The organism is Plantibacter lichenum (assembly GCF_050587525.1).
Lineage (GTDB): Bacteria > Actinomycetota > Actinomycetes > Actinomycetales > Microbacteriaceae > Plantibacter.
Map to the genome: position 1 here is coordinate 133,834 of NZ_JBOBFT010000012.1, position 23,055 is coordinate 156,888.

The 23,055-nt window shown below is 67.6% G+C and carries 19 protein-coding genes; 7 read left to right on the plus strand and 12 right to left on the minus strand.

Annotated features, from left to right (window positions below):
* Positions 1-127 precede the first annotated feature (127 nt).
* The 4 genes from ACQ3HB_RS16315 to dut form a co-directional block, all read right to left on the minus strand.
* Positions 128-2,944 carry an aconitate hydratase gene (locus ACQ3HB_RS16315; protein WP_430921370.1) on the minus strand — a complete coding sequence of 939 codons (2,817 nt, stop codon included), beginning with the start codon at positions 2,942-2,944 and terminating at the stop codon, positions 128-130.
* 216 nt (positions 2,945-3,160) lie between these two features.
* Complete coding sequence (locus tag ACQ3HB_RS16320; RefSeq protein ID WP_430921372.1) at positions 3,161-3,967, minus strand: DUF3159 domain-containing protein; 807 nt, start codon at positions 3,965-3,967, stop codon at positions 3,161-3,163.
* Between the two features lie 9 nt (positions 3,968-3,976).
* A complete protein-coding gene (locus ACQ3HB_RS16325) occupies positions 3,977-4,597 on the minus strand; it encodes a DUF3710 domain-containing protein (RefSeq protein WP_430921374.1) in 621 nt (206 codons plus the stop codon).
* Positions 4,594-5,067 carry a dUTP diphosphatase gene (gene dut / locus ACQ3HB_RS16330; protein ID WP_430921376.1) on the minus strand — a complete coding sequence of 158 codons (474 nt, stop codon included), beginning with the start codon at positions 5,065-5,067 and terminating at the stop codon, positions 4,594-4,596. Before dut ends, ACQ3HB_RS16325 begins: the two co-directional genes overlap by 4 nt.
* Before the next feature lie 38 nt (positions 5,068-5,105).
* Between dut and ACQ3HB_RS16335 the strand changes: the two genes are divergently transcribed.
* A complete protein-coding gene (locus tag ACQ3HB_RS16335) occupies positions 5,106-5,552 on the plus strand; it encodes a DUF3093 domain-containing protein (RefSeq protein WP_430921377.1) in 447 nt (148 codons plus the stop codon).
* On the opposite strand, the gene ACQ3HB_RS16340 is transcribed toward ACQ3HB_RS16335, so the two are convergent.
* Positions 5,549-5,842 (minus strand): DUF4193 domain-containing protein, encoded by a 294-nt coding sequence (locus ACQ3HB_RS16340; RefSeq protein ID WP_430921379.1) that lies wholly within the window; start codon positions 5,840-5,842, stop codon positions 5,549-5,551. The two genes, ACQ3HB_RS16335 and ACQ3HB_RS16340, sit on opposite strands and share 4 nt — an antisense overlap.
* Positions 5,843-6,042: 200 nt before the next feature.
* Between ACQ3HB_RS16340 and sepH the strand changes: the two genes are divergently transcribed.
* Positions 6,043-7,137, plus strand: a complete 1,095-nt coding sequence (gene sepH / locus ACQ3HB_RS16345; RefSeq protein ID WP_430921380.1) for a septation protein SepH — start codon at positions 6,043-6,045, stop codon at positions 7,135-7,137.
* A gap of 113 nt (positions 7,138-7,250) precedes the next feature.
* Here sepH and ACQ3HB_RS16350 read toward each other — a convergent pair whose 3' ends face one another.
* Positions 7,251-8,393: an alkaline phosphatase family protein gene (locus ACQ3HB_RS16350; RefSeq protein ID WP_430921382.1), complete on the minus strand. Its 1,143-nt coding sequence runs from the start codon at positions 8,391-8,393 to the stop codon at positions 7,251-7,253.
* A gap of 72 nt (positions 8,394-8,465) precedes the next feature.
* Between ACQ3HB_RS16350 and ACQ3HB_RS16355 the strand changes: the two genes are divergently transcribed.
* Positions 8,466-10,955: a DNA gyrase/topoisomerase IV subunit A gene (locus ACQ3HB_RS16355; RefSeq protein ID WP_430921384.1), complete on the plus strand. Its 2,490-nt coding sequence runs from the start codon at positions 8,466-8,468 to the stop codon at positions 10,953-10,955.
* Positions 10,956-11,041: 86 nt separating this feature from the next.
* Here the strand turns inward: ACQ3HB_RS16355 and ACQ3HB_RS16360 are convergent, their stop codons facing one another.
* Positions 11,042-13,120 carry a DNA gyrase/topoisomerase IV subunit B gene (locus tag ACQ3HB_RS16360; protein WP_430921385.1) on the minus strand — a complete coding sequence of 693 codons (2,079 nt, stop codon included), beginning with the start codon at positions 13,118-13,120 and terminating at the stop codon, positions 11,042-11,044.
* Between the two features lie 161 nt (positions 13,121-13,281).
* On the opposite strand from ACQ3HB_RS16360, the gene ACQ3HB_RS16365 reads away from it, so the two are divergent.
* Positions 13,282-13,512 (plus strand): DUF7455 domain-containing protein, encoded by a 231-nt coding sequence (locus tag ACQ3HB_RS16365; RefSeq protein ID WP_430921387.1) that lies wholly within the window; start codon positions 13,282-13,284, stop codon positions 13,510-13,512.
* 113 nt (positions 13,513-13,625) lie between these two features.
* On the opposite strand, the gene ACQ3HB_RS16370 is transcribed toward ACQ3HB_RS16365, so the two are convergent.
* The 5 genes from ACQ3HB_RS16370 to ACQ3HB_RS16390 form a co-directional block, all read right to left on the minus strand.
* Positions 13,626-14,366 (minus strand): type 1 glutamine amidotransferase, encoded by a 741-nt coding sequence (locus ACQ3HB_RS16370; protein WP_430921389.1) that lies wholly within the window; start codon positions 14,364-14,366, stop codon positions 13,626-13,628.
* Positions 14,363-15,625 (minus strand): MurT ligase domain-containing protein, encoded by a 1,263-nt coding sequence (locus ACQ3HB_RS16375; RefSeq protein WP_430921391.1) that lies wholly within the window; start codon positions 15,623-15,625, stop codon positions 14,363-14,365. Before ACQ3HB_RS16375 ends, ACQ3HB_RS16370 begins: the two co-directional genes overlap by 4 nt.
* A 4-nt stretch (positions 15,626-15,629) precedes the next feature.
* Entirely contained in the window at positions 15,630-16,916 is a 1,287-nt protein-coding gene (locus ACQ3HB_RS16380; protein WP_430921392.1) for an RNA polymerase sigma factor, read from the minus strand.
* Between the two features lie 253 nt (positions 16,917-17,169).
* Positions 17,170-18,477 carry an MFS transporter gene (locus ACQ3HB_RS16385; RefSeq protein WP_430921393.1) on the minus strand — a complete coding sequence of 436 codons (1,308 nt, stop codon included), beginning with the start codon at positions 18,475-18,477 and terminating at the stop codon, positions 17,170-17,172.
* 141 nt (positions 18,478-18,618) lie between these two features.
* Positions 18,619-19,542: a proteasome assembly chaperone family protein gene (locus ACQ3HB_RS16390; RefSeq protein WP_430921395.1), complete on the minus strand. Its 924-nt coding sequence runs from the start codon at positions 19,540-19,542 to the stop codon at positions 18,619-18,621.
* A 110-nt stretch (positions 19,543-19,652) separates the two neighbouring features.
* Here ACQ3HB_RS16390 and ACQ3HB_RS16395 point away from each other — a divergent pair, with 110 nt between their 5' ends.
* The 3 genes from ACQ3HB_RS16395 to ACQ3HB_RS16405 all read left to right on the plus strand — a co-directional run.
* Entirely contained in the window at positions 19,653-21,137 is a 1,485-nt protein-coding gene (locus ACQ3HB_RS16395; protein ID WP_430921397.1) for a leucyl aminopeptidase, read from the plus strand.
* Between the two features lie 95 nt (positions 21,138-21,232).
* The gene (gene lpdA / locus ACQ3HB_RS16400) at positions 21,233-22,606 is read left to right on the plus strand and encodes a dihydrolipoyl dehydrogenase (protein ID WP_430921399.1); all 1,374 of its coding nucleotides are present in this window, start codon (positions 21,233-21,235) and stop codon (positions 22,604-22,606) included.
* A gap of 66 nt (positions 22,607-22,672) precedes the next feature.
* Positions 22,673-23,055: biotin/lipoyl-containing protein (locus tag ACQ3HB_RS16405; protein WP_430921400.1), on the plus strand; the 383-nt coding region annotated here is incomplete at its 3' end.

Sequence of the window (23,055 nt, forward strand, 5' to 3'; positions counted from 1 at the left end):
CACGTGAAGCGCCGTCGGCACGCGAGTCTGCACGCCGCTCGGCGCTCCGTCCGACGAACGCCGGAGGGCCGGACCCAGTCGAGCTGGATCCGGCCCTCCGTCAGAGCATCGGGTGAGCTGCCCGTCCTTAGACGAGGCTCCGCAGCACGTACTGCAGGATGCCGCCGTTGCGGTAGTAATCGGCTTCACCGGGCGTGTCGATGCGGACGACCGCGTCGAACTCGATCGTCTCCTTGCCAGCGGGCGAGTGCTCGCTCGGCGTGGCGACGACCTTGACCGTCTTCGGGGTCACACCGTTGTTGAGCTCCTCGATGCCGGAGATCGAGACGACCTCGGTGCCGTCGAGGCCGAGGGATGCCCAGCTCTCGCCTGCGGGGAACTGCAGCGGGACGACGCCCATGCCGATGAGGTTCGACCGGTGGATCCGCTCGAAGCTCTCGGTGATGACCGCCTTGACGCCGAGGAGGCTCGTGCCCTTCGCCGCCCAGTCGCGCGACGAACCGGAACCGTACTCCTTGCCGCCGAAGATGACGAGCGGAGTGCCGGCGGCCTGGTAGTTCTGCGACGCGTCGTAGATGAACGACTGCGGGGCGTCGGCCTGGGTGAAGTCGCGCGTGTAGCCGCCTTCGACGCCGTCGAGGAGCTGGTTCTTCAGGCGGATGTTCGCGAACGTTCCGCGGATCATGACCTCGTGGTTGCCGCGACGCGAGCCGTAGGAGTTGTAGTCCTTGCGCTCCACGCCGTGCTCATCGAGGTAGCGACCGGCGGGGCTGTCGGCCTTGATGTTGCCGGCCGGGCTGATGTGGTCGGTCGTGACGGAGTCGCCGAGCTTCGCGAGGACGCGGGCGCCGACGATGTCGGAGACCGGGGTGGTCTCCATCGTCATGCCGTCGAAGTACGGGGGCTTCCGGACGTAGGTCGACTTCGCGTCCCACTCGAACGTCGCACCCTCTGGGGTGGACAGCGAACGCCAGCGCTCGTCGCCGTCGAACACGCCGTTGTACTCGTGCGTGAACATCTCCTTGTTGATCGAGGAGTCGATCGTGTCCTGCACCTCTGCGGCGTCGGGCCAGATGTCCTTCAGGAAGACGTCGTTGCCGTCGGTGTCCTGACCGAGCGCGTCGACCTCGAAGTCGAAGTTCATCGAACCTGCGAGGGCGTAGGCGATGACGAGCGGCGGGCTCGCGAGGTAGTTCATCTTCACGTCGGGGTTGATGCGGCCCTCGAAGTTGCGGTTGCCGGACAGCACGGCGGTGACGGCCAGGTCGTTGTCCTGGACAGCGGTCGAGATCTCCTCGAGCAGCGGACCGGAGTTGCCGATGCAGGTGGTGCAGCCGTAGCCGACCGTGTAGAAGCCGAGGTCCTCGAGGTAGGCGGTGAGACCGGCCTTCTCGTAGTAGTCGGTGACGACCTTGGAGCCGGGCGCGAGGGTCGTCTTGACCCACGGCTTGGCCTTCAGGCCCTTCTTGCTGGCGTTGCGGGCCAGGAGGCCAGCCGCGAGCATGACGGACGGGTTGGAGGTGTTGGTGCACGACGTGATGGCGGCGATCGCGACCGCGCCGTGGTCGAGCGTGAAGTCCTGGCCGCTCGAGAGCGAGACGGCCGTCGGCTTCGACACCGTGGTGGGCGCGTGGCTCTTGTGCGAGTGGTGGTGGTGGTTGTTCTCGTCCTCGTCCTGCGGCGTCGTGCCCGCGGGGTCCGAGGCGGGGAACGATCCCGCTCCGACGAGGTCGACGATGTCGTGCTCGACCGATGCGTAGTCGTTGAGGTCGCGCTCGAACTGGCCCTTCGCGTCGCTCAACTCGATGCGGTCCTGCGGACGCTTCGGGCCGGCGATCGAGGGGACGACCGTGGAGAGGTCGAGTTCGAGGTACTCGCTGAAGACGGGCTCCGTCTCCGGGTCGTGCCAGAGCTTCTGCTGCTTGGAGTACGCCTCGACGAGGTCGATCTGCTCGTCGCTGCGACCCGTGAGGCGCAGGTAGTCGAGCGTGACGTCGTCGATCGGGAACATCGCGGCGGTCGAGCCGAACTCGGGGCTCATGTTGCCGATGGTGGCGCGGTTGGCGAGCGGCACCTGAGCGACGCCTGCTCCGTAGAACTCGACGAACTTGCCGACGACGCCGTGCTTGCGCAGCATCTGCGTGATGGTGAGGACGACGTCCGTCGCGGTCACGCCCGTGGGGATCGCGCCGGAGAGCTTGAAGCCGACGACCTTCGGGATGAGCATGGAGACGGGCTGGCCGAGCATGGCCGCCTCTGCCTCGATGCCGCCGACGCCCCAGCCGAGCACGCCGAGGCCGTTGACCATCGTCGTGTGCGAGTCGGTGCCGACGCAGGTGTCGGGGTAGGCGCGGAGGACGCCGCCCACCTCGCGGGTCATGGTGACGCGGGCCAGGTATTCGATGTTGACCTGGTGCACGATGCCGGTTCCGGGCGGGACGACCTTGAAGTCGTCGAACGCGGTCTGGCCCCAGCGGAGGAACTGGTACCGCTCGCCGTTGCGCTCGTACTCGAGTTCGACGTTGCGCTCGAGGGCGTTCTCGCTGCCGAAGAGGTCGGCGATCACGGAGTGGTCGATGACCATCTCGGCCGGTGCGAGCGGGTTGATCTTGTTGGCGTCGCCGCCGAGGGCTTCGACGGCCTCGCGCATGGTGGCGAGGTCGACGATGCAGGGGACGCCGGTGAAGTCCTGCATGACCACACGGGCGGGCGTGAACTGGATCTCCGTGTCGGGGTCCGCAGTGGGGACCCACTCGCCGAGGGCGCGGATGTGCGCGTCGGTGATGTTCGCGCCGTCTTCGGTGCGGAGCAGGTTCTCGAGGAGGACCTTGAGGCTGAACGGGAGCTTCTCGTGCCCGGCAACCGTGTCGATGCGATAGATCTCGTAGTCGGTCCCACCGACGGTCAGGGTGTCTTTCGCCCCGAAGCTGTTCACCGTAGACATGATGTCTTCTCCTTCATTGGCGCCGGCGGATGCACACGTGCCGTGGTGTCAATCTTGCTGCGGCGGACCGCTCCGCGGCTAGCAAGGCATACCTAACAACACGCGAGACTCGGGTCTTCGACCCATTGCCACGCAAGTATCTTGATGTCAAGACAATTCTAGCAGCTTCAGGTGGCCGTTCCCGACGCAGGGACGAGTACCGGCCGGGTCCAGAGGCTACGCGGCGTCGGCGGCGTTCGCGGCGGCCGGCTTCTGGAAGACGGCGCGAACGACGAGCCAGCTGAGCACGAGGAGCGGTGCGTACAGAGGGATGCCCATGAGGAGCCTCGTCGCGCCGAGCGCCTCGACGTTGCCGCTGTAGTAGAGCGGCAGCTGGACCACGAGACGGGCGACGAACATGGCCGCCCACACGAGCGTGAGCCACCGCATGGCACGACGCTGTCCGGGGTGCGAACGCCAGGACGTCCCGCCGCCGAGGAGGTAGCCGGCGATGAGGCCGACGACGGGCCAGCCGATGACGACCGACACGAGGAGGCCGAGGGCGTAGGCACCGTTCGTCCAGAACCCGGGGACGTAGTAGTCCTCCGCGCGGCCGGACAGGAGCGCGAGGACGGCCGAGAGTGCGATGCCGAGCAGGCCGCCGATCGCCTGCGTGAGCGACTGCCGCTGCACGAGCCGCGCGACGGCGAACCCGACTCCGATGACGACGGGGGCGATGAGCGACGGGACGAGCTCTCTCGTGAGCGAGTAGGCGACCAGGAAGACGAGGCCGGGCAGGATCGCTTCCACGAGCCCGCGGATGCCACCCATCGCCGAGAGGAGCGCCTTGCCCGTGGGCGCGTCGCCGGAGGCGAGCGGCGCCAGCCCTGAATTCTTCGCCGCTTTGCTGAACGCCTCACCGAACGTGGAGGCCGACGGCGAGGCGGTCCGCTCATCGGGCCGCGACGCGGAGTGGTTGGCCTCGCCGCTCGGCTCACCGTGCGAGACGGGTCGCGACGCGTCCTCGGGGTGGTCGTTCGTCACCGACGCTCCTTACGCGCTCGTGGCGGTCGGCATCCGCAGCGGGATGAGTTCGCGCGGCGGCATGGGGGTTGTGCCTCGGACGACGACGAGGCTGCGGAACAGGTCGTCGACGAGCGCGGCGGCCTCTGGCTTGACGGCGCCCTCACCCGCGACGACGCCACGGAGGAACCAGCGGGGGCCGTCGACGCCGATGAAGCGGGCGATGTGCGTGGCGCCGGCGGCTGCCGATCCGCCTGAGGGGACCTCTGCGATGAGTTCCGGACCGAAGTCGCCGTCCTTCTCGGTCACCTTGCCGCCCTGACCGGCGATCTGCTCGGCGATCTGAGCACGCGTCTCGTGCCACAGACCGGTGGAGCGAGGCGCGGCGAACGGCTGCACCTGGAGCGTGGAACCCGCGTAGTCGAGGCCGACGGCGACGACGCGCTTGGTGGTCTCCTCCACCTCGAGGCGGAGGTTGAGGCCTTCGCGCGGGAGCACCTTCACTCCCCCGAGGTCGATGTAGGGACGGACCGGGTTCGCTTCGCTCTCATCGAACGGGCCGTCGGTCTCACGATCCTCGGGCGCCGACTTGTCCTCGTCGGGCAGCTCCGCGTCCGTGTCCAGTTCGGGAAGGTCTTCGAGATCGCTCATGCCATGACTCCTGTCTGTCCGGCGTTCGTCGTGAACGCACTGGTGCCGGTCGAGCCGAAGCCCCCGGCTCCCCGATCGCTGCCCGGAAGCTTCTCGACGGGGATGAACCTCGCCCGTGCCACGGGCATGATGATGAGCTGGGCGATGCGGTCGCCGGCGGAGATCGAGTACGCGGCGCTCCGATCGGTGTTCAGCAGCGTGACCTTGATCTCGCCGCGATAACCGGCGTCGACCGTTCCGGGCGAGTTCACGACCGTGATGCCGTGCTTTGCTGCGAGTCCGCTGCGAGGTACGACGAACGCGGCGAAGCCGTCCGGGAGGGCGATGGAGACGCCGGTCCCAACGAGGGCGCGCTCCCCGGGCTCCAGGACGAGGTCCTCGCTCGAGAGGAGATCGGCCCCGGCGTCGCCCGGGTGTGCGTAGCCGGGGATCTCCGGCGCGATAATGAGTACGTCAACGCTTTCGGTCACGAATCGAGGGTAGTGCAGAACTCTGAGACAAGGCATACATGCAGCCCTACCGTGAAACACTCTGGCCCAGCTTCTGGGTCTTCGCCGCACTCGCGCTGGTCATTCCAGCGACGATGCTCGTCCTCGCCCCGGTGTCACTCGCCGCAGGGGTCATCGGGGCGGTGGTGCTGTACGGCGGATGCGTCGGCCTGGCGCTCATCGCGGCCCCTCGCATCGAGGTCACCGCGGACACGCTCCGCGCCGGCAAGGCGTCGATCCCCATCGACCGTGTCGGAGAGACGACCGAGTACGTGGGGGTGGAGGCCCAACAACAACGCGGGCCCCGTCTGGACGCCCGCGCTTGGCTCCTCATCCGTGGATGGGTGTCGCCGATGGTGAAGGTCGCCGTCGTTGACGACGACGACCCCACTCCGTATTGGTTGCTGTCGACCCGGTACCCGGATCGACTGGCGGCCGCGATCGCGGCCGCCAAGGAAGCTGCCTAAGCTGCGCACTCCGCGCAGATCGGGCCGAGCTTCGTGTCGTGATCGAGCTGTGAGCGGTGCTTCACGAGGAAGCAGTTCACGCAGGTGAACTCGTCCGCCTGAGGCGGGAGAACCACCACGTCGAGGTCGAGGTCCGAGAGGTCGGCACCCGGGAGGTCGTAGCCACCCGGGTTGTCGGCGTCCTCGTTGTCGACGACGCCGGACAGCTTGTCCGGAACGCGCTCCTTCAGTGCCTCGATCGACTCGGAATCGTCGTCAGTCTTGCGGGGAGCGTCGTAATCAGTTGCCATGCCTATCCACTTCTCGATGCCGCCGGAACAAAATCGGCGGGCACAGTTTGCATCAGTTCCGCATGAATAGCAAACCGCTTTTCTCAGGGGAGGCGGAACCTCTGCGTGCAACTGACGGCACGCCCGGTCTATTCCCCGGATATGCGCCACTTCCGTGAGAACGTTGGTACATCACGTGGCCCGCTGAAAGGCAACTCATCATGCAGGATTTGAAGGTAGTCGGAGCAGAGCTCGGAGCTCTGATCGTGGCAAATCAGAACGAAGAGGAGTTCCGTCTCATCGTCGACGACTCCTTCCACGTGCATCTGCGTCGGGCCAAGCCCGTCGGCACGACACCTGGCACCGCGGTGAAGATCAGTCCCCGGGAGGTACAGGCGCACATCCGAGGCGGACTCTCAGCTGAGGACGTCTCCGCGGTGACCGGCGCGTCGCTCGAGTACGTGCAGCGGTTCGAGGGTCCCGTCATCGCCGAGCGCGAGCACATCGTGGGCACCGCCCTCGGCGTCGCCGTGCTGCCGACGACCGACGGCACCGCAGACGACGCCGAAGCGACCTTCGGCAGCGTCATCCGCGCGCGCCTCGAGAAGCTCGGCGCGACGGGCGAACGCTGGACCAGCTGGAAGGAAGCGGAGGGCGGTTGGATCGTCAAGCTCGCCTTCAACGCCGAGCAGGTCGAACACGACGCGCGCTGGGCCTTCGAGCCGAAGAAGCTCGCACTGACCCCCATCGGCAGCGAAGCCACCACGCTGTCCCGCCAGGGCGACATGCCGGCAGGGCTCATTCCTCGCCTGCGCGCCGTGGACCTGACCGATTCGGGCCCCGACACCTCACGCTTCGACAGCGGTGCGTTCACGATCGACACCGATCTGTCCGACGGCTTCCGTCCGGAGCCTGTCCGTCAGGCCGACCCGCCCATGATGTCCGACGTGTCCTTCGGTCGCGGCACCTCGTCGAAGGCGGCCACGCAGGCGGCCATCAACCGCGAGGCGGAGGTGTCCTCGCAGCCGAACCAGACCGCTGACCTCCTGGAGGCGCTGCGGAAGCGTCGCGGCGAGCGGGAAGCGGCTCCCACCGTCGTCGATGAGACGCCGACCGCCCCGGTGCACCCGAACGACCGTCCCGGAGGCGCGCTGTCCGTCTTCGACACGGCGGAGTTCGAGACGAACCACCCGGCTCCCTCGCAGAGCGAGGAGACCGCTGCGCCGTCGAGCGGCAAGCAGCGCAAGGGGCGCGCATCGATGCCCTCATGGGACGAAATCGTCTTCGGCGCCAAATCGGACGACGACCCGGTCTGACCGAGCATCCCCTCGAGACGAAACGCCGGGTCCTCCCAGGACCCGGCGTTTCGTCGTGCGGGCACCGCCCTCAAGCTGTGTCAGCCGCCACTGCGCGTGCAGGGCGGACCGACTCAGGAGGCGAAGGCGCCCAGGCCGATGAGCGGGATGCGACGTTCCTCGTCGGTCAGCGAACCGTGCTGTCCGATCATGCCGCGCGCGCCCTGGTCGGCGGGTCTCGAATCGTAGTAGGCGATGCGTTTGCGGGCCGCCACGATGACGTCGCCGATGCGCGGCAGGACGGCCGGGTCGACGTCGCCGTACCAGCCGTGGTCGATCGCTTCCTCACGGGTCGCGACCCAGGAGCGTTCACCCTCCGCGTCGAGCCAGCGGGAAGCCAGATCGGCCCGTGCCTGCGGCGTCGTGGCGGCGTCCTGGTAGAGGTGGAGGCATCGCGGCTCCCCGCCGATGTGCCGGACGCCGTCGACGAGCTCCGGCCGTTCGTCGAAGAGCACCTGGCTGGAGCGCGGGACGTCGACGACGCCGTGGTCGGCGGTGACGTATGCTCCGGTGCGACCGGGAAGTCGTGACGCCCACTGACGGAGGTCCCCGTCGAGCTCTTCGAGGAACCCGGACCAGCGGCCCGACTCCCAGCCGTACTCGTGGGCGGTCTGGTCGAGTTCAGGCACGTAGACGTAGCTGATCGTCGGCGTCTTCGCCTGGGCGACGGCGCGACGGACCTCATCGAGCCGGTCAGCGATGCTCTTTCCCGAACGGTACTCGGCGCCGCGCAGGACGGCCCCGGTGAACCCCGAGGAACGGTACCGCTCCGGTCCGACGACGAAGGAAGCGACGCCGAGGTCCCTCGCCCGTTCGAACACGGTCGCCTCACGCTGCCACTCGAGCGGTCTCATGCGGTCGTCCCACCCGGTCAACTGGTTCACGACACGATCGTTGTCGACGTCCCTCGCACGGTAGCTCACGAGGCCGTGCCTGCCTGGGAGCGTCCCCGTGGTGAGCGTGGCGATGCCCGCGGCGGTCGTCGAGGGGAACGCCGAAACCGTCGTCGTCGCGGCCGTCAGCTGCGGAGCGAGGAAGCGCGCGTGGGCGCTCCTGGCCCGCAGATTGGCGGCGCCGAGACCGTCGACGAGCACGACGATCGCGTGGTCGACGGATGATGAGGGCCCGGGCGATCCGGTGACGGTGGCGAGGCAATCCGGGAGCACATCGGCAAGGCTCCGCGTCTGCGGATTCACCGTCGGTAGCATGGTGGTCATCGGGCCAAGTCTCGCACAGCAAGCGCGCGCATGCCCGGACCCCTCCGTAGAACCACCATCAGAGATCCCGGAATGACGCGCAAACAGCAGACCGAGCCAGTCGAACCCAGCGGCGAGCGGATCGAGGACGTCGACCTCTCCTCCGAGATGCAGAACTCGTTCCTCGAGTACGCCTACTCCGTCATCTATTCGCGCGCCCTCCCGGACGCCCGAGACGGCCTGAAGCCAGTGCAACGACGCATCCTGTACCAGATGACCGAGATGGGCCTCCGCCCGGACCGCGGGCACGTGAAGTCCGCACGCGTCGTCGGGGAGGTCATGGGCAAGCTCCACCCGCACGGCGACACGGCCATCTACGACGCCCTCGTGCGCCTGGCCCAGCCGTTCACCCTCCGCGTGCCGCTCATCGACGGTCACGGCAACTTCGGGTCCCTCGACGACGGTCCGGCCGCACCCAGGTACACGGAAGCACGGCTCGACGCCACGGCGATGGCGCTCACAGAGGACCTCGACGAGGACGTCGTCGACTTCGTCCCCAACTACGACAACCAGTTCATGCAGCCCGCCGTCCTCCCCGCGGCGTTCCCCAACCTCCTCGTGAACGGTGCGAGCGGCATCGCGGTCGGCATGGCGACGAACATGGCCCCCCACAACCTCGTCGAGGTCATCGGTGCAGCCAGACACCTCATCGCCCACCCCAACGCGACGCTCGACGAGCTGATGGAGTACGTCCCCGGCCCCGACCTCCCGTCCGGCGGAACGATCGCCGGGCTCGACGGCATCCGCGACGCCTACTCGACGGGCCGCGGCGCGTTCAAGACGCGCGCGAAGGTCACCGTCGAGAGCATCACCGCCCGCAAGACGGGACTGGTCGTCACCGAACTGCCCTACCTCGTCGGACCGGAGAAGGTCATCGAGAAGATCAAGGACGGCGTCAACAACAAGAAGCTCAGTGGGATCTCCGACGTCACGGACCTCACGGACCGCACGAACGGGCTCCGGCTCGTCATCGGCATCAAGACGGGCTTCTCCCCCGAAGCCGTGCTCGAACAGCTCTACCGGTACACGCCGCTCGAGGACTCGTTCAGCATCAACAACGTCGCCCTCGTGGACGGCCAACCCCAGACCCTCGGCCTCCGCGAACTCCTCCAGGTCTACGTGGCGCACCGCATCAGCGTCGTCACGAGACGCAGCACGTTCCGTCTCGCCAGGCGCAAGGAACGGCTGCACCTCGTCGAGGGCCTCCTCATCGCGATCCTCGACATCGACGAGGTCATCCAAGTCATTCGTGCGAGCGACGACTCCGAACAGGCACGCGTCCGGCTCATCGACGTCTTCGACCTGTCGCAACTGCAGGCCGAGTACATCCTCGAGCTGCGACTGCGCCGCCTCACCAAGTTCTCCCGCATCGAACTCGAGGCCGAGCGCGACAAACTGCAGGCCGAGATCGCCGAACTCGAAGCCCTCCTGGGCAGCGAGGCACGCATCCGCGTCGTCGTGTCCGACGAACTCGCAGACGTCTCGGAGCGCTTCGGCACTCCCCGCCGGACGATGCTGACGAGCGCGAAACCGAGCATCGCCGCCAATTCGCGGAGCAAGAACGCACCGGTGCTCGAAGTCGCCGACGCCCCGTGCCGCGTCTACCTGAGCGCGACAGGACGCATCCTGCGGGTCGACCTCGCCGAGGACGGTCCGGAGCCGCGGCACGGACGACGGACGAAGCACGACGCCATCCTGAGCATGATCGACACGACGAGCCGCACGGAGCTCGGCGCGGTCACGAGCCTCGGGCGCCTCATCCGCTTCTCCCCCGTCGACCTGCCGGTGGTCCCCACGGCGTCCGTACAGCTGTCGGCAGGCGTGAAGATCGCCGAGTACCTCGGGCTGCCGAACCGCGAGGAGCGCATCCTCTCGATCGTCTCGCTGGAATCCTCGGACCCCATCGTCCTCGGGACCGCGTCCGGTGTCGTGAAGCGGGTCACTCCGGGCGACTGGCCGAACAAGCCCGACTTCGAGATCATCGGTCTGAAGACCGGCGACCACGTCGTCGGTGCGGCGCAGCTCGGCGACGACGCGGAACTCGTCTTCGTCGCCTCGGACGCCCAACTCCTCCGTTTCCCCGCTTCCTCCGTTCGTCCGCAGGGACGCCCGGCAGGCGGCATGGCCGGGATCAACCTGGCCGGGAAGGCTCGTGTGATCTCCTTCTCCGCGGTCATGCCGGCGGACGACATCGTCGTCGTCACTGTCGCGACGAGCTCGCTCACCCTCGCTGGGACGGACACGGGCAGCGCGAAGGTCTCCGACTTCACCGAGTTCCCGCCGAAGGGTCGCGCGACCGGCGGGGTGCGTGCGCAGCGCTTCCTGAAGGGCGAGGACCAGATCTCCGTCGCCTGGGTGGGATCCGCTCCGGCACACGCCGTCGGAGTCGACGGGGCGCCTCGCGTCCTGCCGGAGTCCGGTGCCAAGCGTGATGCGTCAGGTCAGGTCGTCGACGGGCCCATCGGATTCATCGCCAGCGCGATCGCTCCCCCGCCCTCGACGAACGCTGTCACCGGTCCCTGAGCCTACGGTCCATGAGACTGTCAACGGCCCGGGCACGGGCCCTGAGCCTGTCGAAGGGCGACAAGCTCACTGACCGGTCGCCCGTGCTAGACGTCGATGCTGTCGCGTGAGAGTCGATCGGAGCTGTCGATGATGAACTCCTTGCGCGGAGCGACGTCATTGCCCATGAGGAGCTCGAAGACCTTGCCTGCCATCTCCGCGTCCTGGACGTTCACACGACGCAACGTGCGGTGGCGGCGGTCCATGGTCGTATTCGCCAACTGATCGGCGTCCATCTCACCGAGGCCTTTGTACCGCTGGATGGGCTCCTGGTACTTGCGGTTCGTGCGTTTGAGGCCCGCGAGGACGCCCTGCAGTTCGGCCTCCGAATAGGTATAGATCGTCTCGTTCGGCTTCGAACCCGGATTGATCGCAACCACCCGGTGCAGCGGCGGAACGGCCGCGAAGACCCGACCGGCCTCGATCATCGGACGCATGTACCGGAAGAAGAGCGTCAGGAGCAGGGTGCGGATGTGCGCACCGTCGACATCGGCGTCCGACATGAGGATGATCTTGCCGTAGCGGGCCGCCTCGAGGTCGAAGGAACGGCCGGAACCGGCGCCGATGACCTGGATGATCGACGCGCACTCGGCGTTCGACAGCATGTCGGAGACGGACGCTTTCTGCACGTTGAGGATCTTGCCGCGAATGGGCAGGAGCGCCTGGTACGAGCTGTCCCTTGCGACCTTCGCCGTGCCGAGCGCGGAGTCGCCCTCGACGATGAAGAGTTCGCTCGACTCGAGGTTGCCGGAGCGGCAGTCGACGAGCTTCGCAGGAAGCGACGAGTTCTCGAGCGCGTTCTTCCGGCGCTGGGTCTCCTTGTGGGTGCGCGCGGAGATGCGCGATTTCATCTCCGCGACGACCTTCTCGAGCACGAGCGCCGTCTGCGCCTTGTCATCGCGCTTCGCGGACGCGAACCGCTCCTTGAGGGCGGTCTGCACGACGTTCGCGACGATGGCGCGGACCGCCGGCGTGCCGAGGATCTCCTTCGTCTGCCCCTCGAACTGCGGTTCCGGCAGCCGCACCGTGAGCACGGCCGTGAGCCCGGCGAGGACGTCGTCCTTCTCGAGCTTGTCGTTGCCGACCTTGAGGCGGCGAGCGTTCTGCTCCACCTGGGCGCGGAGGAACTTCAGCATGCCCTGGTCGAACCCGAGCTGGTGCGTTCCGCCCTTGGGCGTGGAGATGATGTTGACGAAGCTGCGGACGACGGTCTCGTAGCCCGTGCCCCAGCGGAGGGCGATGTCGACCTCTGCCTCACGCTGCACCTCGGTCGCGACCATCGCACCGGTGGACGAGAGCACGGGAACCGTCTCCGAGAACGTCCCGGTACCCGTGAGGCGCCAGGTGTCCGTGATCGGGGTGTCCCCCGCCAAGTAGTCGACAAACTCGGAGATGCCGCCCTCGTAGCGGTACGGCGTCTCGACTGGCGTCTCACCCGTCTCGTCACGGATCGTGAGGCCGAGCCCCTTGATGAGGAACGCCGTCTGGCGCGCCCGGCCGAGGAGCTCCTCCGCCTGGAAGCGGGTGCCCTTCGTGAAGATCTGGCGATCCGCCCAGTAGCGGATGCGCGTGCCGGTGACGCCCTTGGCGACCTTGCCGACGACCCGCAGCTCGCTCTTCTTCTCGAACGGCGTGAACGGGGCGTCCGGGGTCGGCGCTCCCTGATCGGCGAAGTTGCCCGGTTCACCGCGGTGGAACGACATCGCGTAGGTTTTGCCACCGCGATCCACCTCGACGTCGAGACGCTCCGAGAGCGCGTTGACGACCGATGCGCCGACGCCGTGCAGACCGCCGGACGCGGCGTAGGAGCCTCCGCCGAACTTGCCGCCGGCGTGCAGCTTGGTGAAGACGACTTCGACGCCGGACAGGCCGGTCTTCGGTTCGATGTCCACGGGGATGCCACGGGCGTGGTCGCGGACCTCGACGCTCGAGTCCTTGTGGAGGATGACCTCGATCTCATCGCCGAACCCGCCGAGGGCCTCGTCCACCGAATTGTCGATGATCTCCCACAGGCAGTGCATGAGCCCACGGGAGTCCGTCGACCCGATGTACATGCCCGGACGCTTCCGGACGGCCTCGAGGCCTTCGAGGACGGACAGGTGCCGTGCCGAGTAATCGCTGCTCACGTCTTCAGCGTAGTCGCAGCCTCCGACCCATCCGGGGTGACACTCTGCTGCGAATATCTACGCGGAAAGCGAAATACTCACCGAATGGGGCGCCGTTGCCACAAACGCGTGATTACATGTGTACTACGAAGTTCGTAGCCGCAGAGTGTCAGGAGGAGCACATGTCACAGACAGCCACAGAGAGCACGGCCAGTGACCTCGACGCCCAGCATCTGACCGCAGCAGATCGTTGCGACCTGTGCGGGGCGCAGGCGTACATCCGAGTGGAGATGAACAGCGGAGAACTCCTCTTCTGCGCTCACCACGGAAAGAAGTACCAGGAGAAGCTGACCCAGGTCGCCACGTCGTGGCACGACGAGTCCAGCCGCCTCTTCGAGGAACAGCGAGCCTAATACCGCTCTCGCACAGCGACTCCGATCCGCGGATGGTCCCTACCATCCGCGGATCGGTGCGTTAACGGCTCGACGCTCAGTGCGTTGCTTCTCGGCATGCGTTGCATCTCGGCTCAGAGGCTCAGACCGGCGAGGATCTGTGCACGCGCCTTCGCGGCGTAATCGTCGAGCACCGTGAGGCGTTCGTCGGACGACGCCCCGTCGTGACCCGCCGCAGATGACGCCGCTGATGCCGCCGGGAATCGGAGCAGCCGGTCGGCGAGCTCCGGGTTCTTCGCGAGCACGGGCCCGTGGAGGTGGGTGCCGATGAACGCACCGACCGAAGCGCCCTCGGAGCCGTTGCCGTTCCCACGGCCGTGGACGGCGGTTCCGAGCGGCTGCACACCGACGCCAGGCGTCCAGTCGCGCGCGTGGTTCTCGTACCCCACGAGGCGGAGCCCGGCCGTCGTGTCAGCGACGAGGTCGTCACTCGCGCGCTGATCACGGAGCGGTGACTCCCCCGAGATGATGCCGAGACCGTCGACCCATTCGCCGCGTCGCACTTCGAGTCGTTCGCCGAGGAGCTTCCAGCCGTTCGAGACGGCGAGCACGGGCACGCCGGCCTCCATCCAGGCCACGAGCTGCGGGCGGAACGCCGCGAGCTCTGCGAGGACGCCTTCGACCGACGGGTCGTCGCAGGAGCCGATGACGACGGCTTGGACCTCATCGGGGACGTCCGCCGGAGTCGCCGCCGCGACGACGCTCGCGGTGCCGCCGCGCAGCTCGACCCGCTTCGCGAGCACGCCGGCGTTCTCGGCGTCACCGTTGCTGTTCAGACGCTCCGGCAGGAGGGAGACGATCGTCGTCGTGATCATGCGTCGTCCTGTTCGCTCGAGGTGAGTCCCAGATGGGCCCTGGTCCTCCGCATGGAGTCGGCCGTGAAGATCACGGTCTTCCGCCCGCGCTGAGGTGCAGGAAGCTCGAAGAACGCGTCGAGCGCTTCCGAGAGGTCTGGAACGACGCGATCGATCTCGACGCCGTCGTACCCGAGCTGGAGTGCTGCTTCCCAGGCCTTCAGTCCGGACACGATCGACACGCGTCCGAGGCGGGAAGCGTCGACGGGCCAGAGATAGGACGGGTCGCGCACATCGCTGCCGATCGCGAACAGGATCTGCTCCGTGTCCGCGTCGAGGCTGTCGACGTTCAGCTGGAAGCTGGCGGGGTTCTGCACGAGCACGAACTCGACCTCCTGGCCGCGAACGGTCGTGACCTCGCCCCGCCCGAAGACCGGGGTCAGCTCCGCGAACGCCGAGACGGCGACGGCGGGATCGAACTGTGCGCCGAGGATCGAAGCCGCTCCGGAGAGGGCCGCGGCAGCGTCCACGGCGTAGTGCACACCGCGTGCCGGCAGCGTCAGCTCCACGGGCACGCCCTTGTGGACGATCGTGGTCGCCGTACCGGCGAGCGTTTCGACCACGGTGCCGGAGGCGCCGTCGACGCGTTCCGCGGAGGTCTCCGTGTAGCCGAGCCCGCGAGGACTCGCCTCGAGCACCGCTGCGGACACGCCGTACCGTTCACGACGAGCCGAGGAACCGGACGCGAGCGTGTCGACGAGCGCGTCGTCGCCGTTCAGCACGAGTGAACCCGTCGAACGCGAGGCGATCGTGTCGAGCATCCGCTGCACCATCGCCGAATCGTGGAACCGGTCGATCTGGTCGACGGACACGTTCGTGAGGATGACGTGCTCCGGCCGCAGCTGCGGAGCGATGAGGGCGCCGTGGCCCTCGTCCATCTCCAGCACACCGAGCTCGGCGTCGATCCTGCCACGCAGATTCGCGCGCTCGAGGAGTGCGGAGGTGAGTCCCTGACTGATGTTCGCCGTGGACGGGTTCGTGAAGACGGAGACGCCGTGCGCACGGAGGATCGCGACGAGCATCTTCGTGGTGGTCGACTTGCCGCTCGACCCGCTCACGATCACGAGACCGCGCGGGAAGGAGTTGAGCGTGCGTGGCAGGAATCCTGGGGCGAGCTTGTTCACGACGAGGCCGGGTACGGCAGAGCCCCCGCCCGGCTTGCGCAGCCGAGCGAGGGTTCTGACGAGCCGACCGACGAGGATCGCCGGGGCGTAGCGCACGGGCCTACTCGAGGTAGTCGCGGAGCGACTGCGAGCGGCTCGGGTGACGCAGCTTCGCCATCGTCTTGGACTCGATCTGGCGAATGCGCTCACGCGTGACGCCGAAGGTGTCGCCGATCTGGTCGAGCGTCTTCGGCATGCCGTCTCCGAGGCCGAAGCGCATCCGGATGACTCCGGCTTCGCGCTCCGACAGGGAGTCGAGGAGCGACTCGAGCTGCTTCTGCAGCATCGTGAAGCTCACCGCGTCCGCGGGGACGACGGCTTCGGTGTCCTCGATGAGGTCGCCGAACTCGCTGTCGCCGTCCTCACCCAGTGGCGTGTGCAACGAGATGGGCTCGCGGCCGTACTTCTGCACCTCGATGACCTTCTCGGGGGTCATGTCGAGTTCGCGGCTGAGCTCTTCCGGCGTGGGTTCGCGACCCAGGTCCTGGAGCATCTGACGCTGCACGCGGGCGAGCTTGTTGATGACCTCGACCATGTGGACCGGGATGCGGATGGTCCGCGCCTGGTCGGCCATGGCGCGCGTGATGGCCTGACGGATCCACCACGTCGCGTAGGTGGAGAACTTGAAGCCCTTCGTGTAGTCGAACTTCTCGACGGCACGGATGAGGCCCAGGTTGCCCTCCTGGATGAGGTCGAGGAACTGCATGCCGCGACCCGTGTAGCGCTTCGCGAGCGACACGACGAGGCGGAGGTTCGCGCCCAGCAGGTGGCTCTTGGCGCGAGCGCCGTCCTTCGCGACCCACTGCAGCTCACGGCCGGCCTGCGACCGCTTCTCGATGTCGGTGAGCGCTGAGAGCTTGTCCTCCGCGAACAGACCGGCTTCGATGCGCATTGCGAGCTCGACCTCTTCGGCCGCGTTCAGCAGTGCGACTTTACCGATCTGCTTGAGGTAGTCCTTGACGGGGTCGGCGGTAGCGCCGGTGATCGCCGCGGAGTACACGGGGATCTCGTCGTCGTCGCTGTTGGACAGGACGAGCGCGTCGGTGGGGAGCGTGATCTCCGGAACCGACTTGTCTTCCTCTTCCTCGGTGACCTCAGCGGTCTCGTCGCCGTCGACGACAACGGCGACGGCCTCGATCACGACCTCTGCATCATCGTCGTCGTCCTCGGAGTCGGCGCCGGCGGCTGCCTTCTTCGTGGTGGCCTTCGCCTTGGTCTTGGCGGGAGCGGCCTTCGCGGCCGGCTTCCGTGCCGCGGTCGTGGTGCTCCGGGCCGTTGTGGCGCGGGGCTCCGTGGTCTCGTCTGCGGACGCCTCCGGGGCGTCGGCGCGAGCGGTCTTGGTGGCCATACCTGCACCTTCCTGTGTTCGGGAGTGGACTGGGCGGACCCAATCCCCCATCGTCCGGTGATTTCGGACATTACGAGGACCCATGTCAAGTCCTGGTGCAGTGCAACCCAAACAGGGCTGCCGACATTCCGAGAAGTGAACGGGTCCGTGTTCCATTATAGCGCGCGCAAATGTGCCACACGTTCACGTGGGCCGGGCGAGACTGTGCGAGCACGCGGCGCCTCCCCGCAGAACACGCGCCGACTCCGGTCGATCAGCGGCGGCGACGGGACCAGCGGTTCCTGAGGGCGATCCACAGGGGGCCGACGTCGATCCCCTCCTCCGCCGTCATCCGGCGTCTCGCTTTCGCCCTGGCGAGGAGCAGCATCACCACACCGAAGCCGATGACGGGGTACTGCACGGCGAATGCGAGACGGAAGTTGTCGACCGTGTACGCGGCCTTCCCCCCGCTCACGGCGTCGATCACCACGCCGATGAGGAACATCATGACGAAGCTCGCGAGGAATCCGCCGACGTTCACGATGCCGTTCGCACCGCCGAGGCTGCGCAGCGGGTTGAAGGTGCGCGCGAAGTCGAATCCGATGAGGGAGCCGGGACCGCCGACGCCCACGATGACGAAGAGGACCACGATGAGCCACATGGGTGGCGTTCCCGGCCAGAGCAGGACGACGGTCCACGCCACACCCATGACCGCGACGATGAGCAGCACGAGGTTGCTTCGTCGATAGGGGTACCTGGCGCTCAGGAGGCCGATGATCGGTCCCGAGATCGTTCCGGCCACGACGATGACGATGAGGAGCGACGCCGCGAGGGGCTGCGGATATCCGAGCGCGTAGACCATGAAGGGGAACCCCCAGAGCAGCGTCAGGACGGTGCCGGAGGACTGCGTCACGAAGTGGGACCAGAACCCCAGACGGGTCCCTGGATGCCGGAAGCTCAGCGCCACCTGCTGCACTGCGTGGCCCCATGTGGCGGGTCGCGGCCCCTCGACGACGCCCGGCGGACGGTCGGCGACCACCAGCACGACGAGCACGAGAGCGAACACCACGAGTCCGGCCGCGGAGAGGAAGGCGGTCTCCCAGCCGAGGCGGTGAAGGACGAAGGAGAATGGGACGGCCGAGAGCACCTGACCGATCTGCCCGAGGTTGCCCACCCACTGGGAGGCGATCGGCACACGCCTCGGCGGGAACCACGAGTTCACGAGGCGGAGGACGGACGTGAAGACCGTCGCGTCGCCGAGGCCGACGAGCATCCGGCCGGCGATCGCCCCGCCGAGGTCGTGGGTGAGGGCGAGGGCGACCTGTCCGAGCGTGACGACGGTGAGGCCGCCGATGATCAGGCGACGCGGACCCCAGCGATCGATGAGGACGCCGACCGGCACCTGCATGGCCGCGTACACGGCGAGCTGGGCGACGGCGAGCGTCGACAGCGCCGCGGCGTCGATGTGGAAGCGCGCGGTCGCGTCGACCGCTGCGACGCCGAGCGTCGAGCGCTGCATGATCGTGATCAGGTAGGCGAACGCTCCGACTCCGAAGACCCAGGCGACGCGACGCGAATTCACCTCTCCAGCGTAGTCACCGGTGTCGCGCGCACTTCGACAGGCTCAGTGACCGGGGCCGCTGAGCGACCGGGTACGACACGACGGCCACGTTCGGCACAGCGACCGGACCGGTGCCTGAGCCTGTCGAAGGGAGGGAAGCCGCTACAGCCCCGGGAGTCCGTCCTCGCCGTGGCGACGGCCCGCGAGGAACTTCTCGAGCTCGGCCGCGATCTCATCGGCGGAGGGCAGCTCGCCGTCCTCGTCGGTGAGCGGGGAGCGAGGCGTCTGGTCCTCCATATATGCGTCGTAGCGCTCCTCGAGCGTCCCGACGAGCTTGCCGAGCTCGTGATTGGAGGCGACCTGTTCGTCGATCTTCGCGATGAAGTCGCGTCCGTCCTCCCGCAGCTGGTCGGTCGGGAAGATGAGCCCCGTGGCCGCGCTGATGCTCTCGAGCGAGAGCACCGCGGCGGACGGGAACTCCGTGTCCGCGAGGTAGTGGGGAATGAGGAGCACGAACCCCGTGACGCTGTCCCCCCGCTGGAAGAGGCGGTATTCGAGCAGGTGCAGGACGTTGGAAGGAACCTGCGTGTGCGGGCGCCAGACCGACATCGACTCGATGAGGTCGAAGCGGTTGCCGCTCACCGTCACACCGATGTCGCGCGTGTGCGGAACCGGCATCGGGATGGCGTGCACCCAGGTCGTGCTCGCGACCTGGAATCGATCGACGAGCTGGAGCACCGCCGTCACGAACCGCTCCCATTGGAAGTCCGGCTCGAAGCCGGTGAGGAGCAGGAACGGCGCGCCGAGTTCGTCCTTCGCGAGCGACAGCGTGAGCGTCGCGGGGCGGTAGTCCGACAGGTGATCCTGGTCGAAGTAGATGATGGGACGCCGTGCACGGTAGTCGAGGAGCGTGTCGACGTCGAACTCCGCGACGACCGTGGAGTCGAGGACGTCGCCGAGGTGCTCGATGAGTTGCCCCACCGCGCCGCCCGCGTCCGAGAAGCCCGTCAGGCCCGCGACAAGGTGGAGACCGATGGGAACATCGATCTCCGGGTACACCTCGTAGAGGTCCTCTGGCGTCTGCATGGTTCAACTCTAAAGGTGGCCGGAGCGGCCGACCGCGGTCGGAGCACCGCTCAGAGCGAACACGGCGATGCCTCCGGGCGCGTCCCAGGCGTCGAGCCTACGATGGAGGCATGACGCATCCTCTCCTCCATGTCCTGTCCACGCCGGCCGAGGAGATCGAGGCCGATGTCGTCGTCCTCGGCGCCACGTCAGGCGCCGAGGGGCCCACTCTCCACGCCCCGGAGGCCTATGCGGGCATCGCCGACCGCCTCGCGGTCCTCGGCGTCACAGGAGCAGCGGACGAGCTCGTACGACTGACCGACCCGACCGGCCGGAGCGCCGCCGTCGCGATCATCGGACTCGGCAAGTACTTCGACGCAGACGCACTGCGCCGCGCGGCCGGCGCCGCCACCCGCAAGCTCGCGGGCGTCGCACACGTCGCGTTCGCCATCCCGCTCGACTCCGCCGACGACGCCGAAGCACTCCTCGAGGGCGCTGCGCTCGGCACCTACCGTTTCACCGAGTTCAAGGGAACCGGTTCGAGCGCGCCGAAGCCCGCCGTCGCCGAGGTGACCGTCGTGGTCCCCGAGGGCGTCGAGGTGGGCACCGACCGACCGATCGCCGTCGCTGAGGCCATCGCGCTCGTGAAGGACCTCGTCAACACGCCGCCGCGGGAGCTGTTCCCGCAGAGCTTCGCAGAGGCGGCCGCGGCGGCCGTAGCCGAGCTGCCGGTCGACGTGAAGGTCTGGGACGAGCATGAGCTCGAAGCCGACGGCTTCGGCGGCATCCTCGGCGTCGGCCAGGGATCGTCACGACTCCCCCGTCTCGTCCGCCTCGGCTACGCACCAGAGGGTGCGTCGGTGCACCTCGCGCTCGTCGGCAAGGGCATCACCTTCGACAGCGGCGGACTCTCCCTTAAACCGCCGGCGTCGATGGTCGGTATGAAGTACGACATGACGGGCGCCGCCACGGTCCTCGCGGTGCTCAAGGCCGTCGCCGAGCTGCGGCTGCCCGTCCAGGTGACGGCGTGGCTGTGCCTCGCCGAGAACCTCCCGTCTGGCACCGCGATCCGCCCGAACGACGTGCTGACGATCCGCGGCGGCCAGACCGTCGAGGTCCTCAACACGGACGCGGAAGGCCGACTCGTCCTCGCCGACGGCCTCGTGGCCGCGAGTGAGGAGCACCCCGACGCGATCATCGACGTCGCGACCCTCACTGGTGCCGCCGTCGTCGCGCTCGGCACAAGCTACACGGCAGTCATGGGCGACGTCGACCTGGTCACCGAGGTCATCACGGCCGCAGAGGAGACCGGCGAGCAGATGTGGCCGATGCCGCTCCCGCCTGAGCTGCGCGAAGTCCTCTCTTCCGACGTCGCCGACATCGCCAACGCCAAGCCGGGCAACACTGCGGCGGGCGCACTCATCGCCGGCGTGTTCCTCCAGGAGTTCATCGGCACCGCCGCGCACGACGACGAGGAACGCATCCCCTGGGCTCACCTCGACATCGCCGGGAGCGGCAACCGCCCCGACGGCGCGGCGGGCTTCACGACCAAGGGCCCGACGGGTGTCGCGGTCCGGACACTCCTGGCTATGGCCGAGGAGTTTTCCCGCGCGTAGTAAGGTCATAGGGGGCAACACGACTTGCCACGACGCCGCCCACACCGCGACGGTTGCCGATCGCCCACGAAGCACAGATACAAGGAGCAAACGGAGTGTCCGAGCAGAAATTTGACCTGGTAGTCCTCGGAGGCGGAAGCGGTGGTTATGCCGCTGCGCTTCGCGCCAGCGAGCTGGGCTTCAGCGTCGGTCTCATCGAGAAGGACAAGGTCGGCGGCACGTGCTTGCACCGCGGCTGCATCCCCACCAAAGCGCTGCTCCACGCAGCAGAGGTGGCCGATGTCTCGCGTGAGTCGTCCAAGTACGGCGTCAACACCACCTTCGACGGTGTCGACATCGCCGGCGTCACCGCGTACCGCGAGGGCATCGTCGCCAAGAAGTACAAGGGTCTCCAGGGCCTCGTGAAGGCACGTGGCATCACCACGATCGAGGGCGAGGGTCGTCTGACCTCTCCCACGACCGTCCAGGTGGGCGACGACACGATCGTCGGCAAGAACGTCATCCTCGCGACGGGCTCCTACAGCCGCTCGCTGCCCGGTCTCGAGATCGGCGGCAAGGTCATCACGAGCGAGCAGGCCCTCGCCCTCGACTTCATCCCGAAGAAGGTCGCGGTCCTCGGCGGCGGCGTCATCGGCGTCGAATTCGCGAGCGTCTGGAAGTCGTTCGGCACCGAGGTTGTCATCATCGAGGCGCTCCCCCACCTCGTCCCCAACGAGGACGAGGCCATCTCCAAGCTCCTCGAGCGGGCCTTCCGCAAGCGCGGCATCGAGTTCTCGCTCGGTGTGCGCTTCCAGAGCGTCACGCAGAACGACGAAGGCGTGCACATCACGCTCGAAGACGGCAAGACCTTCGACGCTGACCTCCTGCTCGTGGCCGTCGGCCGCGGACCGTCCACGGCGAACATGGGCTTCGAAGAGGTCGGCGTCACGCTCGACCGCGGCTTTGTCCCCACGAACGACCGCCTCGAGACGAACATCCCGGGCGTCTACGCCGTCGGCGACATCGTCCCCGGCCTGCAGCTCGCGCACCGTGGCTTCCAGCAGGGCATCTTCGTCGCCGAGGAACTCGCCGGACTGAACCCGGTCATCATCCCCGACGTCAATATCCCCAAGGTCACCTACTGCGACCCCGAGGTCGCGTCGGTCGGCCTCACCGAGGCGAAGGCCGCGGAGCAGTACGGCGCGGACAAGATCACTGCGTACGACTACAACCTCGCCGGCAACGGCAAGAGCGAGATCATCGGCACGAGCGGCTCGATCAAGGTCGTCCGCGTCAACGACGGTCCCGTCATCGGTGTGCACATGATCGGCGCCCGCGTCGGTGAGCTCATCGCCGAAGGCCAGCTCGCGGTCAACTGGGAAGCGTACCCGGAGGACATCGCTCCTCTCATCCACGCGCACCCCACGCAGAACGAAGCACTCGGCGAAGCGTTCCTCGCTCTCGCCGGCAAGCCGCTCCACGCGCTGTAAGGCGATGAGCATGTCACACCCCCACCAGGCAGAGAACACAGAACAGGTTTCAAAGGAGACAACGTCATGAGCGAATCCGTCAGCCTCCCGGCACTCGGCGAGAGTGTCACCGAGGGTACGGTCACCCGCTGGCTCAAGAACGTCGGCGATGCGGTGGAGGTCGACGAGCCGCTGCTCGAAGTCTCCACCGACAAGGTGGACACCGAGATCCCTTCGCCAGTGGCCGGCATCATCGAAGCCATCCTCGTGCAGGAGGACGAGACCGTCGAGGTCGGAACTCCGCTCGTGACGATCGGTGACGGCTCCGGTTCGGCAGCCGCCGAGCCCGAGGCGCCTGCCGAGGCCGCTCCGGAGCCTGCAGCGGCACCCGCCGCTGAAGCACCGGCAGAGGTCCCGTCGACCGACGCACCCGTCGAGCCCGCCCCGGCAGCGCCGACTGCGCCCGCCCC